Annotated in this window: 12 protein-coding genes and 3 tRNA genes; 7 read left to right on the forward strand and 8 right to left on the reverse strand. The window is 58.4% G+C overall.

Features of this window, described 5'->3' with window-relative positions:
* Positions 1 to 4: 4 nt before the first annotated feature.
* From HMPREF1292_RS02095 to HMPREF1292_RS02120, 6 genes are all read right to left on the reverse strand, one after another.
* Positions 5 to 77: transfer RNA gene (locus HMPREF1292_RS02095), tRNA-Arg, on the reverse strand.
* Positions 78 to 234: 157 nt separating this feature from the next.
* On the reverse strand, positions 235 to 1,818 hold the full coding sequence (locus HMPREF1292_RS02100; protein ID WP_023018533.1) for a DASS family sodium-coupled anion symporter: 1,584 nt from the start codon (positions 1,816 to 1,818) through the stop codon (positions 235 to 237).
* A 66-nt stretch (positions 1,819 to 1,884) separates the two neighbouring features.
* Positions 1,885 to 3,249 (reverse strand): magnesium transporter, encoded by a 1,365-nt coding sequence (gene mgtE, locus HMPREF1292_RS02105; RefSeq protein WP_021353155.1) that lies wholly within the window; start codon positions 3,247 to 3,249, stop codon positions 1,885 to 1,887.
* A gap of 146 nt (positions 3,250 to 3,395) precedes the next feature.
* Complete coding sequence (locus HMPREF1292_RS02110) at positions 3,396 to 4,136, reverse strand: hypothetical protein (protein WP_023018534.1); 741 nt, start codon at positions 4,134 to 4,136, stop codon at positions 3,396 to 3,398.
* Between the two features lie 29 nt (positions 4,137 to 4,165).
* Complete coding sequence (locus HMPREF1292_RS02115; RefSeq protein WP_023018535.1) at positions 4,166 to 5,554, reverse strand: heparan-alpha-glucosaminide N-acetyltransferase domain-containing protein; 1,389 nt, start codon at positions 5,552 to 5,554, stop codon at positions 4,166 to 4,168.
* A gap of 95 nt (positions 5,555 to 5,649) precedes the next feature.
* Positions 5,650 to 5,738 (reverse strand) — tRNA-Ser (locus HMPREF1292_RS02120).
* Between the two features lie 80 nt (positions 5,739 to 5,818).
* On the opposite strand from HMPREF1292_RS02120, the gene hisC reads away from it, so the two are divergent.
* The 3 genes from hisC to HMPREF1292_RS02135 all read left to right on the forward strand — a co-directional run bounded on the left by hisC (position 5,819) and on the right by HMPREF1292_RS02135 (position 7,680).
* Complete coding sequence (gene hisC / locus HMPREF1292_RS02125) at positions 5,819 to 6,853, forward strand: histidinol-phosphate transaminase (RefSeq protein WP_023018536.1); 1,035 nt, start codon at positions 5,819 to 5,821, stop codon at positions 6,851 to 6,853.
* Entirely contained in the window at positions 6,853 to 7,272 is a 420-nt protein-coding gene (locus HMPREF1292_RS02130) for a phage holin family protein (RefSeq protein ID WP_023018537.1), read from the forward strand. The genes hisC and HMPREF1292_RS02130 overlap by 1 nt, the downstream gene beginning before the upstream one ends.
* Positions 7,273 to 7,458: 186 nt before the next feature.
* Positions 7,459 to 7,680 (forward strand): hypothetical protein, encoded by a 222-nt coding sequence (locus HMPREF1292_RS02135; protein ID WP_023018538.1) that lies wholly within the window; start codon positions 7,459 to 7,461, stop codon positions 7,678 to 7,680.
* Positions 7,681 to 7,847: 167 nt separating this feature from the next.
* On the opposite strand, the gene HMPREF1292_RS02140 is transcribed toward HMPREF1292_RS02135, so the two are convergent.
* Positions 7,848 to 7,935 (reverse strand) — tRNA-Ser (locus HMPREF1292_RS02140).
* A 105-nt stretch (positions 7,936 to 8,040) separates the two neighbouring features.
* Here HMPREF1292_RS02140 and HMPREF1292_RS02145 point away from each other — a divergent pair.
* The gene (locus HMPREF1292_RS02145) at positions 8,041 to 9,003 is read left to right on the forward strand and encodes an NAD(P)H-quinone oxidoreductase (RefSeq protein ID WP_034645533.1); all 963 of its coding nucleotides are present in this window, start codon (positions 8,041 to 8,043) and stop codon (positions 9,001 to 9,003) included.
* Here HMPREF1292_RS02145 and HMPREF1292_RS02150 read toward each other — a convergent pair.
* Entirely contained in the window at positions 9,000 to 10,235 is a 1,236-nt protein-coding gene (locus HMPREF1292_RS02150) for an aminotransferase class V-fold PLP-dependent enzyme (RefSeq protein WP_023018540.1), read from the reverse strand. The genes HMPREF1292_RS02145 and HMPREF1292_RS02150 overlap by 4 nt on opposite strands.
* Before the next feature lie 222 nt (positions 10,236 to 10,457).
* Between HMPREF1292_RS02150 and HMPREF1292_RS02155 the strand changes: the two genes are divergently transcribed.
* From HMPREF1292_RS02155 to HMPREF1292_RS02165, 3 genes are read left to right on the forward strand one after another with little or no spacing between them, the layout of a single operon-like run.
* Positions 10,458 to 11,309 (forward strand): ABC transporter permease, encoded by an 852-nt coding sequence (locus HMPREF1292_RS02155; RefSeq protein WP_152514631.1) that lies wholly within the window; start codon positions 10,458 to 10,460, stop codon positions 11,307 to 11,309.
* Positions 11,310 to 11,354: 45 nt separating this feature from the next.
* Positions 11,355 to 12,140, forward strand: coding sequence for an ABC transporter ATP-binding protein (locus tag HMPREF1292_RS02160; RefSeq protein WP_023018542.1), 786 nt, complete (start codon positions 11,355 to 11,357; stop codon positions 12,138 to 12,140).
* Positions 12,141 to 12,200: 60 nt separating this feature from the next.
* Entirely contained in the window at positions 12,201 to 13,145 is a 945-nt protein-coding gene (locus tag HMPREF1292_RS02165) for a glycosyltransferase (protein ID WP_023018543.1), read from the forward strand.
* Positions 13,146 to 13,213: the final 68 nt, after the last annotated feature.

Here is a 13,213-nt window from a genome sequence, read left to right on the forward strand (position 1 = left end):
TGTGTGCGCCCGGAGGGATTCGAACCCCCAACCTTCTGATCCGTAGTCAGATGCTCTATCCGTTGAGCTACGGGCGCTTCCCGCTACACTTTGAGAAAACCTTTCGATCACTCTCCTGTGCAACGAGAATATACTCTACTAACCATTCCAGCTTTTACCAAATCGCCAGCATAAAGGCCCAAAACGAACAATTACTGCACAGCTAAAGCCCGGTTACGGGCAACTACCATGCAACTACAGCACGATATCGAAAACTGGGATGGCAACGAAGTAGACCACCAGCGTCGTCAAGATCACGGCCACGACGTTCAGCCACACGCCACCCTTGATCATGTCGCCGATGCGCACGTAGCCAGAACCGAAAGCAATCGCGTTTGGCGGGGTAGCCACCGGCAGCATGAACGCACAAGTTGCCGCCAGCGCAACCGGGATGGCCAGTACTAACACGTTGTGCTCGGCATTTGCAGTCAGGCCAATGCCGACGGCAACACCACCCATGATCGGCAGGAACGTCGCCGCGGTTGCCGTGTTAGAAGTAAATTCCGTCAAGATCAGCACCAGACCAGCGACGGCGAAAATCAGCAGGAACAGCGGCAACGAGCCCAGCCCTTTGGCGATCTCACCGATCCACAGCGACAGCCCCGTCTTCGTAAACATGGACGACAACGCCAGACCACCACCGAACAGCAGCAGCACATCCCACGGCAGCTCGTTCGCGGTTTTCCAATCCATCAGGCGGGTGCCCTTTTTATCTGCCGGGAGAGCAAACATCAGCAGGCCTGCAGCGATACCGACGATGGCGTCCTCGTAGCCGGTTTCAATTTCTAGCCACTGATCTAGAATCAGCGGCACTAGAATCCACGACACCGCAGCCAACACAAAGATGATGCTGACGCCGATCTGCGGGCCGGTCCACTTGCCCATCTCGTGCAGCTCTTTTTTAATCAGCTCACGGCCACCGGGGATTTCCGTCATCTCTGGTTTGAATACCGTCACCAGCACCGCCCAGGCGATGAACACGAAAACCACCGCGATCGGCATACCGACCATCATCCACTGTGCAAACCCGATGGTGTAGCCGTGCGCCTCGCTCATATAACCAGCCAGCAGCGCGTTCGGCGGAGTACCAATCAAGGTGCCCAGCGAACCAATCGACGCCGAATACGCAATGGCCAGCATCAAGCCGGTAGCAAATTTCGCCTGCTTGCGCATGCCACCAACCACGTCTGCGGTCAGTTGCAGCACCGACATACCAATGGGCAACATGACGACGGCCGTGGCGGTATTGGACACCCACATGGACAAAAAGCCGGTAGCCAACATGAAGCCCAAAATCAGCTTCTTCGGCGAGGTGCCTACCAACAACACCACCATGAGCGCGATGCGACGGTGCACGTTCCAACGTTGCAGGCCGAGTGCGATCAAGAAGCCACCCAAGAACAGGAAGATAGTCGCCGAAGCATAAGGCGTGGCGACGTCAGAAAACTCGCCAACCTGGAACAGTGGGAACACCACTAGCGGAACCATCGCGGTCGCGGCCAACGGAATGGCCTCTGTCATCCACCAGCTGCCCATCAGCACCGTTACCGCGGCTACCAACCGCAACGACTGCAGATTGTAATCAACTTCCGGGTCCGCACCAGCGGATTGGCTCAGCGTTTCCACCGCATTCGACGGAAAAATCAAATACACCAGAACCGACAGCGCAATACCAACGAGCAAGCCGGTGTACTGGCGGGTGGTTTCGCGACGCTCACGAACCTCGGAGTCCTGGCCTTCGGCCTTCGAGGTGCTCTCGTGTATGTGAGGAGTACTCATACGAGTCCATTTCTTGATCTATGACATACGGGCTAGGGTGCCTAAATCCTAACCCATGAGCAACGCCTAAATCCCCAAAATGGTTTTCGCAATCAAGAAATAGATAATCAGGCCCGTCGCATCGCAGAACGTCGAAATGAACGGGTTAGAAAATACCGCAGGGTCCGCGCCGACGGTCTTGGCGACGATCGGCATCGCGCCACCGACGGTTGCAGACATCGCGCACACACTCAACAGCGTCAGGCCGATCACGAATCCAATATCCGAGCCATAGACCAGCGTCGCCAAGACCAACCCCAGCGTGCCCAAGGTGATGCCAAGCATCAGGCCCACACGCAGCTCACGCCACATAACCTGGGCGATATCGCGTTTTCGCACATCGCCCAGCGCCAACGCGCGGGTGACCGTCGTCGCAGCCTGGTTACCCGTGTTACCGCCGGTACCGGTCAGCAGCGGAATAAACAGCGACAGCACCACGGCTTTTTCCAACGTGCCTTCAAAAGCATCCAATACCTGCACTGTCAGCAGTGCAGACACAGCCAGCACCAGCAGCCAGACGATACGCGAACGCATGATCTTCACCAGTGGCGTCGACATGTACGGCTGCTGCAGTGGCTCAGCACCACCGGCACGGGCGGAGTCCTCGCTGTCTTCTTCCTCCACGATGTCCTGCGCATCGTCGAAGGTCAGAATGCCCACCAGGCGGTCAGTGTGATCGACAATCGGCATCGCCAGCAAGTCCAATGGCAAGAACCAACGCGCGGTTTCCTCGGCGTCGTCGTTCGCATGGGCAAAAATCGGATCCGCCATCACAGACTTCACCTTGCGATCCCCATGCGCCAAGAACAGCTCACGCAAGGAAGTCACGCCCACCAGGCGGCGATCCCGGCGCGTCACCGGAATGGAATACAGCGTTTCCAGGTCATCAGCCTCTTTGCGCAGCAGCGTCATGGCCTCATTTACCGTCATATCCTCATGGATTTCCGGCACCTCTGGCGACATGCGGCGGCCAATCGATCCCTTGGGGTAGCCCAAGATGACGCCGGTGACATCGCGTTCGGTTTTATCCAGGTTCTTCAGCAGCCGGTCGGCGATTTCCGCTGGCAGCTCGTCGATCAGCGAAACCCTGTCATCCGGGTCCAGCTCATCGAAGAAGGAATAGACGTCTTTATTGCCCAGCGCGCCAATCACGTCGGCCTGATGAGCAGCGTCCAAAGCATCGAAAACCGCGATGGAACGATCCCGCGATAGCAGACGCAGCACTACCGCCGCACGGGTGGCGTTCGAGCGTTCTACCAGCGCAACAATGTCTTTGATCTGAGGTTCGTCCAGCAGCTTGCGTAATCGCAGCGCCTCCCGCGGAGGTACGTCGTCATGACTCCTCAGCAGACCTTCTAGTTCGTCAATTGCTTCTACTGCTGCATCGTGCATAACGCACCTCCCTTACAGGATTATTGAGCGCCTCTATAGGCCGGACTAAACCCCTGGGCATGCGGTATACCCAGTAAGCTCCGGCTAGAATATACCGGTTGGGCGGTTATCAAAAATCCTGCCGGGGTGCTGGTACAACGCTACCGCTAGCCCGCCACAGCTTTTACTGCGGTTTCAAAATTCACCAGTCCCTGTGCCGGGCTGGCAAAACCCACCATGGTCACGCTCATACGGTCATCGCCCGTCGCGATCAGCATGAATCCACATTCGTTCACGTCGGCAACCCAGACTTGCCCATTCCAGTGCGGGCACATGGGCTGGGTCCGATCACTAAGCACCAATCCGTCGGTCACCCCCGCCATCACCTCTTCGTGCAGGGTGGCTAGGCGGCGCTTGCCGACGACATCGAGTACCTCACGCGCGGCAAACTCGTCGAGTCGCTCTTGCCCGGCGGCCCGCTGTGCATCGCCGTCTTGTAGCTCCGCCATCCGCACCAAGCTTGCGCCGCAGGGCCAGTGCAAGTGCGCGTGGTCCAAAGTCACGATTCCGAAGCGCAGAAACGGGGTGGGTTCTTCCACCAGGTCTTGCGCCGCATACCAGCCGGCTTGCCATTCCACTTCTGCCACGGCGTGCAGGCTGGCGATAGTGATGTCGGTACTGAACTCCAAGGCCTTCTTAATGCCGTCCAGGCGCACACGCCCGTCGCCAAGACAGGCAACATCGTCGACATGGCAGGCGATCACCATCTGGCCATGGTGGTCAAAGCCGTGGGCGGCTACCGCGATAGACACGGTGGCATCTACATCCAGCGGGACCAGTGAAAGCGTGCCAGCGCCACCCAGAATGCGTCTGGTTAGGCTTTGCGCACATATTTCCGGCGTGAGCATACAACCTCCATCTTTAAGGTATGGCTACCCTATTGCATGCTGACCTCTTTACGCAACACTGCTTTGTTAATAAGCCGCGCCACAACCCATTCCAGCGGACCACGTCGGAAAAACACCTTCCACACCGCCGCGAACACAATCAGCCCCAGGGCATTCCACGCGGCGGTAGCCCAATTATGGATCTGACCAGTGTCTTTCACATCCAGCTCATCGGGATCGAACTCGTCGTCACCCAGAACCCAGCCTTTGGACTTGCCATCCCAGAATTCCGCGGTCAGCTCGTCATATTCCTGCCAGGTATCCGCTTCTTGAATAATTTTTTGGTAACGCTGAAAGCTCGGGTCAGGTTCGTCGGGTTTGGCAGGCTTGTTAATTTCGTCAGGTTTCTCAGGTTTGTCAGTTTCGGCTACACTTTCGGATTCCGTACTTTCATGCACGCTGCCCTCAGCGGGCTCAACCCGCGAATACTGCACCGGGCCAGTACCGCTGATATCGAAAGTCTTGCCCGCATCCAACGGAATGCCACCGAGCATGAAAAAGCCCGCGATAAACACGTGTGCGACGTACGTCGTCAAGGCCATCGCACCCACCGCGCGCAACGGATAGGCAAGAATATTCGCCCAGCGCACCTGGCACAACAGGCAGCACAGGCAGATCACCGCGATGGCGCAGGTGATGCTCGCCAACAGATCACCGAACAATCCCGTGTGCGGCTCGAAGCTCTGCGTCAACAGCAATTGCACAAGCGGTTCTTTATCAAACTGCGGCTCAGTGTAGTCGGCAAGCGGGTCATACGGAAACACCGCGGCATTGTTCACACGAATAACAAACCCCACGGCCGCAAGCAGCAACGCAGGAACCACCGCAATGGCCTGGGCCTTCGTGTTGCCCACCAGGAAGCGGTGCACCAGAACGCCCACGGCACCGTAGGTCAGCCACGCCAGCACCGGGTACGGCGGCATGAACAGCTCAAAACCGAATGGCACGAGATCCACCAGCACAAACCCCACCGAAGAAACCGTCGCCAGCACCGCGATAACCACGGAAATCACCCAGGTTTTACAACGAGGCAACCAGAACAACAGCAGGTAAATCACGGCAATGGTGCTGAGCACGATCGCGATGGTGGACTGCACCATCGACATCAACGTGCCCGCGACCAAAAGAATCACACCCCGCACCAGCGTCGCCAGGCGCGTGCGCACAGGGTCATCGGCCCCGCGCTCGTGGAAAAGGCCCAAAGAAACGCCCGCCAGCACCGCGAACAGTGCCGAGGGGTAGCCGGCAAAAGCGGTGCTCGTGTAGTCCGCAACAACCCCGCCATCAAAACCGGTGGGGCCCAGGTGCGCAAACACCATGCCGACGATGGCGAGGCCGCGGGCTAAATCAATGCCGTCAAAGCGAAAAGCTGCTTTCATGCGCTAAGCATAGATCAAGCCAGCGTGAGCCATGCAACCGAAAATTACGCGATACCAAAAGCCCCGGTAAGAAAAATCCTACCGGGGCCAAGCTGCGGAGATGAGAGGATTCGAACCTCCGGCCCGCTGTTAAGCAGGCAACTCATTAGCAGTGAGTCCCATTCGGCCACTCTGGCACATCTCCAACGCGATCTAGCATAACTGTTAGCATGCCCTCGCGCAATTAATCCCGTGCGCCCGCTAGATGAGACTACACTTACACGCATGTTGCGAGAAGATCTGGAATCACTGCCCGCCTACGTCCCCGGTAAACGCATGCCGGATGCAGTCAAGCTTTCTTCTAACGAATCTGCCCACTCACCACTGCCGAGCACCACCCAGGCCATCGCCGAATCCGCTGCGCAATCCCACCGTTACCCGGATATGGGAGCCGTGGAGCTGCGCAAGAAGCTCGCCGCACATCTGGGGCTTGCCGACGAAACCAGCGTCACCGTCGGCACGGGTTCTTCCGCATTGTGTCAGCAGCTAGTGACCATCACCTGCCAGCCGGGTGATGAAGTCATCTTCCCGTGGCGCAGCTTCGAGGCCTATCCGATTTTCACGCAGGTCACCGGTGCCACTGCCGTGCCGGTCCCCTTGCGCGAGCTGCGTAATGACCTCCCCGCCATGGCCGACGCCATCAGCGAACGCACTCGCCTGATTTTCGTGTGCAACCCGAACAATCCCACCGGCACCACCATCAGCACCGAGGAATTCCGCGAGTTCATGGACCGGGTGCCCGCCGACGTCGTCGTCGCGCTAGACGAGGCTTATGTGGAATACAACACCGCCGATAACACCCCGCTGGCCACCGAAGCCGTGCAGCAGTACCCGAACGTGATCGGCCTGCGCACGTTTTCGAAGGCCTACGGGTTGGCGGGTTTGCGCGTCGGCTATGCCTTCGGCAACCCAGAAATCATCGCTACGCTGGGCAAAGTGGCAATTCCCTTCAGCGTGTCCGCAGTAGCGCAAGCTGCAGCAATAGCTTCTTTGGAGGCTGCCGACGAGCTCAACGAACGCATCACCGAAACTAATCAGCAGCGCGACCGGCTTGCCGACGAGCTGGCGCTCACGCAATCTTTCGCTAATTTCGTGTGGGTTCCGGCCGAATCTTTACACGACAGCCCACAAGAAGTGGCTGCACAGTTGGCTGAATCTGGGGTTCTGGTGCGTGCTTTCGACGAAGGTCTGCGCATCACCGCCACCACTGCAGAAGAGACCGACGCCTTGCTTACCGCGTGGAAGAAGGTGCGTGCATAATGCGTGCGCTCGCGCTGCTACTCAATATCATCACCATTGCCGCGGCCCTCGCCGTGACTGTTTGGCTGGTACCGGGCGTGAATTACACGGGCCCGAATAAACTGCTTGTCGACGAATCCTTCGATCCTGCTATCGCGCTGGGTATCGTCGCTATCGCGTTCATGCTGGTCAACTCCACCGTCGGCCCGATCGTGCGCACAGTGGGCGCACCGATTAACTGCCTGACGCTCGGTTTGTTTTCTTTCGTCGTCAATATCGCGATCCTGTGGCTGGCTTCGGTGATTACCAACGCCATCAACATTTGGGGTATCACTTTCACCATCGACGGTTTCTGGTCCGCCGCCTTTGGCGCCGGCATTTTCGCTTTCGCGCGCAGCATCGTTGCGATGATCACCAACCCGGTACGCGCCCGGGGATAAAGTGACGACGCTGCGCAGATGAAACCGCTAGTCAAACCCCGTTCTGCCCTGGTAAAGCCGCTACATCTTAGCGTTAGCACAAACAACGCAACAGGGCAATGAAGTCAAATCAGCATTGACTTCATCACAGTTTGCGGACAATATTGACTTCACCAAGGTTTGCGGAGGACCGAAAGGAGAACATCAATGTCTAACTTCACTGAGCCCAAGAGAATCATTCGATCATTCGCTGCGGTCATCGCCGGTAGCTGGATCTACTGCCTAGTCCTAGCACCAGCTTTTTCTGCACAAAATTATGCCGATGTCGCGGCGGAAAAATCAAAAGAAATCGGTATCGGATTCACAGTCGTGGCACTGCTCGTAGGAGCAATTTGGTTCTTTATCGCCACTAAAAAATCAAGATCCTAGCGCTCTGTCCCTTGGTGTTATGCCCGGGGATTTTTCTTTGCCTGGAATCCAAGCCAAGTCAGGCGAATTCTTGCTCAGGGTATTGCACATAAAAACAATCGGTAGCACCTGAGATAGAAACAACCGGTGGCACCTAAAATAAAAATAGGCGCCACCGGCATGTCCACTGGCGGAGGCGGCGGGATTTGAACCCGCGGTGAGTTTCCCCACGCTGGTTTTCAAGACCAGTGCATTCGGCCGCTCTGCCACGCCTCCAGCGACATTAACCTACCATGGAATTCTATGACTCCGAAAAAGTCCCAGAAAAATGTAACCACCAACACTGCAAAAGCCACCACAGACGCGACTATCCCGGCCGCCATGCACGCCATCGTGCAAACCGATGCCGACGACCCACAGTCGCTAGAACTCACCCAAGTGGACGTGCCAACCCTGCGCGCGGGCGAGGTACTGGTCAAGGTGGCAGCATCTGGCGTGAACCGTGCGGACTTACTCCAGGCCAAGGGCGCATACCCACCACCACCGGGGGCATCCGAACTCATCGGCCTGGAAGCCGCCGGCACCATCGTCGACGCAGGTGATACCGGCCGCTTAGTAGGCGAAGAAGTCGGCGCGTTGCTCGCCGGTGGCGGTTATGCGGAATACGTCGCTGTGCCCGAAGGTCAACTCACGCCAATCCCAGAGGGCTATTCCCTGGAAGATACTGCTTCTGTCGTGGAGGTAGCCTGCACTGTCTGGTCCAACCTGGTGATGACGGCTGGCCTGCGCTCTGGCCAAACCATTCTGATTCACGGCGGCGGTGGCGGCATCGGCACCTTCGCCATTCAGGTCGCGAAAAAACTGGGCGCGAAAGTCGCCGTCACTGCAGGCTCGGCGGAAAAGCTGGAAACCTGCAAGAAATACGGCGCGGATATCTTAATCAACTACAAAGAAGAGGATTTCGTCGACAAGCTGCAAGGCTCCTGCGACGTCATCTTGGACATCATCGGCGCGAAATACCTGAAGCAAAACCTGAAATCGCTGGCCAAAGACGGCAAGCTGGTGATCATCGGCATGCAAGGTGGCACGAAAGAAGAAATCAACCTGGGCGCGGTGCTGGCTAATCGCCTAAGTATTTTCGGCACCACACTGCGTTCCCGCGACACCGAGGCAAAAGCCGAGATCGTGCGCGAAACTGTTGCCAACGTCTGGCCTTGGCTTGCCGACGGCTCCATCACCCACCACCGGCACGCCAGCTACCCGCTTGCCGACGCCGCTACCGCGCACCAAGCACTCGATTCTGGCGAAGTCACCGGCACGCTGGTGCTCACGCAGAACAGTTAAGCCAGCGAAGCCACCACGCGCGTGAGGTGCGCAATATCGGCCTCAGTATTAAATGGTGCGGCGGAAATCGTCACCGCGCCACCGATCTCACCGACCCCCATGTTTTCCAGCAGCGGGGTATTCGGCGCGATGGTCGTCACCAGTCCGTTATCGAATAGGCGTTGATGCACCGTCGCCGCCGGTACTCCGTGCACGGCAAACGACAAACGCGGCAGCCGGTCCGCCGTCGACCCAGCTGCGGCCTCACCAGTCACACCAACGATGTGTGCGGCGGGCAACGTGCCCAAAAACGTATACATCTGGTTGGTCAGCCGCGCCATGTACGCATCCAACTCCGCCATGGACTGCTGCACACGCTTGCGCCGTGATCCAGCAGCCGCAGAACCCAGCCGCGCCACGTGATCCACCGCCGGGCTGACGCCACCGGCCAGACCAGCAGAAAACGGAGATTCCAGCTTCGCGTAGGTATCACAGTCTTGTGTCGGTGCAATCGGCGCAATGCGTTTAAACATCGCGGTATCGCGGAAGACCAGCGCCGCTAGCTGCGGGCCACCAATCTGCGCCAGGTCGATAGCCAAGATATTGCAGTCCCAGTCATCAGCCACGATCGGCCGGTACATCGCGATGCTGGAGACGTCGACAAGCGTCCAGGCCCGCGAACGCGAACGCACGTGCTCCACGATCTCACTGACCGGCGCGACGGTGCCCAGCAAATCATGCGCGGCGGACAGTGCGACAAAGCGCGTGTGGCCGTCGACCAGATCTTTATACTGAAACGCCGGCAACTCGCCCGTGGCTAAATCCGGCAAGGCCCAGCGGGTGTCGTCGACAAGCCCAGAAAACGGGGCAGAAACCTCCGGGGCATCCAAACCCGACAACACCACCGAGGTGCCACGGCGCGCGAGCATCGGCTCCATCGCCCGCGCTAAAGACTGATACAGCACCGGCAGGCTCGAACCCAGGACGACGCGATCGGCGCGCACCCCCAGCAAATCCGCCACGGCTCCACGGGCATTCTCGATGTACACATCGCCTTCTAACCGCCCGGCATGCTGGCGCTGCGAATGGCTCCCGGTCGGGCCGGTACTCACAGAGGTGGCATTACGGAAAGCGCGGGCAACACCCACCGCCACGCGTTCCGGGACCTGCGGAGTGGCATGCGCATTCAGATACGTCCAGCCCTCAGATAGCGTGGTGTACAAACCACGCACGCTGTAGACGTCATAAGCCATGCCTGTCTCAGCTCCCTTCTGCCTTGCCCGCTAATACTGTATACCGAAAATTGCGGCGCATTCAATCCTCCTGGCCGAAGCCTGTCACCCAAGAAATTCCCAGCTCACGCAAAGAATAACGGCAGGCTGGTGCGCGTTGTAGCCTCGCCAGCCAGCATGCAACTGCTAAGGTTTGCCCTTGTGCAGGACAACAATACGCAGCTTGACCAAGATATTGCCCGGATGACCTCTGGCGCCGACGGCGATGCACCCCAGTCTAAGTCCATGACCTTCGGGGCTGCCTGGCGCGATCTGTCACATGGCCTGAAGCAGCACGAATTGTGGCTGCTGCTGGGTTTGCAGGATATGAAGCAGCGCTACCGACGCTCGGTATTAGGGCCGTTCTGGATCACCATTGCTACCGGCGCTATGGCTACTGCGCTGGGTTTTTTGTATTCCATGCTGTTTGATATCCCCACCGCGGAATTCTTGCCACACGTGACTGTGGGCTTGATCATGTGGACGTTCATTTCGGGCTGCCTGAAAGAAGGCGCGTTGATCTTCATTGACAATGAGGGGCTGATCAAACAGCTCCCCGCCGCGATTTCTGTGCACGTCTACCGGCTGGTGTGGCGCCAGCTGTTGTTCCTGGCGCACAACATGATCATCTGGGTCGCGCTGATCATCATCTTCCCGCGCCACCTGGGCTGGGAGCTGCTGCTGGCGATTCCCGGGCTGGTGTTGTTAGTGCTCAATGGCGCGTGGGTATCGATGTTCTTCGGCATCGTCGCCACCCGTTTCCGTGACGTCGCCCCACTGCTGGAAGCCCTGACCCAGCTGCTGTTTTATGTCACCCCCATCGTGTGGACGGTGCGCACGCTGGAAGAACAAGGCGGCGACGGCATCGAAGGCCCAGCCCGCCTGGTGGAGCTGAATCCACTATTCCACTACCTCGAAATCGTCCGCGGCCCGCTGATCGGCCAGCCTGTCGACGCCTACCACTGGTGGGTTGTGCTGGGCTGCACCGTCGCCGGATTTGGTCTGGCGTTGCTGGCGATGAAGCGCTGGCGTTTCCGCGTTAGCTACTGGGTTTAATTTAGCTGGGTTTCATCCTGCGGGATTGTTTAAGGAGTTTCCACCATGGTCTCAATCGATACCTACAACGCCTGCGTCGATTTCCCGATCTTCGATGCCAAGTCGCGCTCACTGAAAAAAGCAATGCTGTCCACCGCCGGCGGCGCGTTGGGCAAAAACGCCAGCAACACCGTCGTCGTCGAAGCGCTGCGTGACGTCAACTTGCACCTGCGCGAAGGCGACCGCGTCGGGCTCGTCGGCCACAACGGCGCAGGTAAATCTACCTTGCTGCGCCTGCTGTCCGGCATCTACGAGCCCACCCGTGGCAGCGCCGATGTTCGTGGCCGCGTCGCGCCTGTTTTTGACTTGGGCGTGGGCATGGACCCGGAGATTTCGGGTTACGACAACATCATCATCCGCGGGTTGTTTTTGGGCCAGTCGCGCAAGCAGATGGAAAAGAAAATGGACGAGATCGCGGAGTTCTCCGAGCTCGGCGACTACCTGCGCATGCCGCTGCGTACCTATTCCACGGGTATGCGGGTGCGCTTGGCGCTGGGTGTGGTCACGTCCATTGAGCCGGAAATTTTGCTTCTCGACGAAGGTATCGGCGCCGTGGATGCCGCCTTCATGGCCAAAGCCCGCGTGCGCCTGCAAGAGCTGGTCAAACGCGCCGGTATTTTGGTGTTTGCTTCGCACTCCAACGATTTCTTGGCGCAGTTGTGCAACACGGCGTTATGGGTGGACAAGGGCGAGATCCGTTCCGTGGGCCGCGTGGAGGACGTCGTCGAGGATTACGAAGGCGTCGATGCCGGTAATTACGTGCGTGATCTGGTACGACGCTTCCAGAACTAAGCGTTTCCAGAGCTAAACGCTTCCAGAGTTACCCCCAACCTCAGCAATAGGATGGATTCCATGACAGCTTCTTCTGCTTCGCCAGAGCCGACCTCTACGTCGTCGCTGCACCGTACAGGCACGACCGCCGCGGTGATCGTGACCCACCGGCGTGCCGAATTATTGCGCGCCTCGCTTGAGCAGGTGGTTGCGCAAACGCACCCGGTTGACTGGATCATCGTCGTCGACAATGGCGCGGAAGCTGCGGTGGAAACGCTTGTCGACGAATTAGCTGGCGCGCGTGGCCACTATTTGCCGAGCCACACGAACCTAGGTGGTGCCGGCGGTTTCGCTTATGGTTTTCTCACGGCCCTCGCGCTGGGCGCGGATGCCATTTGGTGTGCCGACGACGACGGCCGCCCCGCCGATAAGCACGTGCTGGACAAGCTGTATTCCGTGGCCGAATCCCACGGGCTGCACCAGGTCAGCCCAGTCGTGTGCAATATCAACGATCCGCAGCGCCTGGCCTTTCCGCTGCGGCAGGGCCTGGTTTGGCGTCGGCGCGTGGACGAGTTGGACGGCGAGTTTTTGCCGGGCATCGCCTCGCTGTTTAACGGCGCGCTGATTTCGGCTGCCGCCATGGAACAGATCGGTGTGCCGGATTATCGTCTGTTTATCCGTGGAGATGAGGTGGAATACCACCGCCGCCTGGTCAATTCCGGTTTACGTTTTGGCACGTGCCTGACCGCGGCGTATTTACACCCGGATGGTGCCGACGAGTTCAAGCCGATTCTCGGTGGCAAGATGCACACGCAATTTCCCGATAATCCAGGCAAGCGATTTTTCACCTACCGCAACCGCGGTTATATCTTGTGGCAGCGTGGAATGAAGAAGCTGTTGCCGCAGGAGTTCGCCCGCTTTGGGTGGTTCTTCTTGGTGCAGCGCCGTGATTTCGCTGGTTTTAAAAACTGGTTGCGCCTGCATAATCGGGGACGCACGGAAGATTTCCGTCGACCTCAGGGTTAAGAAAACTGTTACCTGGGCTTTGCAGGTAGCGCTATGACACCGCTGTCGGCTGCCCGGGTCGGGAACAT

Source organism: Corynebacterium sp. KPL1995, assembly GCF_000477935.1.
Taxonomy (GTDB): domain Bacteria; phylum Actinomycetota; class Actinomycetes; order Mycobacteriales; family Mycobacteriaceae; genus Corynebacterium; species Corynebacterium pseudodiphtheriticum.

Coding starts and splice junctions, on each gene's coding strand:
- HMPREF1292_RS02115 (WP_023018535.1), bottom strand. CDS start 5,554: ATGAAAGCAGCTTTTCGCTTTGACGGCATTGATTTAGCCCGCGGCCTC.
- HMPREF1292_RS02135 (WP_023018538.1), top strand. CDS start 7,459: ATGTCTAACTTCACTGAGCCCAAGAGAATCATTCGATCATTCGCTGCG.
- HMPREF1292_RS02145 (WP_034645533.1), top strand. CDS start 8,041: ATGCACGCCATCGTGCAAACCGATGCCGACGACCCACAGTCGCTAGAA.
- HMPREF1292_RS02165 (WP_023018543.1), top strand. CDS start 12,201: ATGACAGCTTCTTCTGCTTCGCCAGAGCCGACCTCTACGTCGTCGCTG.
- HMPREF1292_RS02160 (WP_023018542.1), top strand. CDS start 11,355: ATGGTCTCAATCGATACCTACAACGCCTGCGTCGATTTCCCGATCTTC.
- HMPREF1292_RS02100 (WP_023018533.1), bottom strand. CDS start 1,818: ATGAGTACTCCTCACATACACGAGAGCACCTCGAAGGCCGAAGGCCAG.
- hisC (WP_023018536.1), top strand. CDS start 5,819: ATGTTGCGAGAAGATCTGGAATCACTGCCCGCCTACGTCCCCGGTAAA.
- HMPREF1292_RS02110 (WP_023018534.1), bottom strand. CDS start 4,136: ATGCTCACGCCGGAAATATGTGCGCAAAGCCTAACCAGACGCATTCTG.
- HMPREF1292_RS02155 (WP_152514631.1), top strand. CDS start 10,458: ATGACCTCTGGCGCCGACGGCGATGCACCCCAGTCTAAGTCCATGACC.
- HMPREF1292_RS02150 (WP_023018540.1), bottom strand. CDS start 10,235: ATGGCTTATGACGTCTACAGCGTGCGTGGTTTGTACACCACGCTATCT.
- mgtE (WP_021353155.1), bottom strand. CDS start 3,249: ATGCACGATGCAGCAGTAGAAGCAATTGACGAACTAGAAGGTCTGCTG.
- HMPREF1292_RS02130 (WP_023018537.1), top strand. CDS start 6,853: ATGCGTGCGCTCGCGCTGCTACTCAATATCATCACCATTGCCGCGGCC.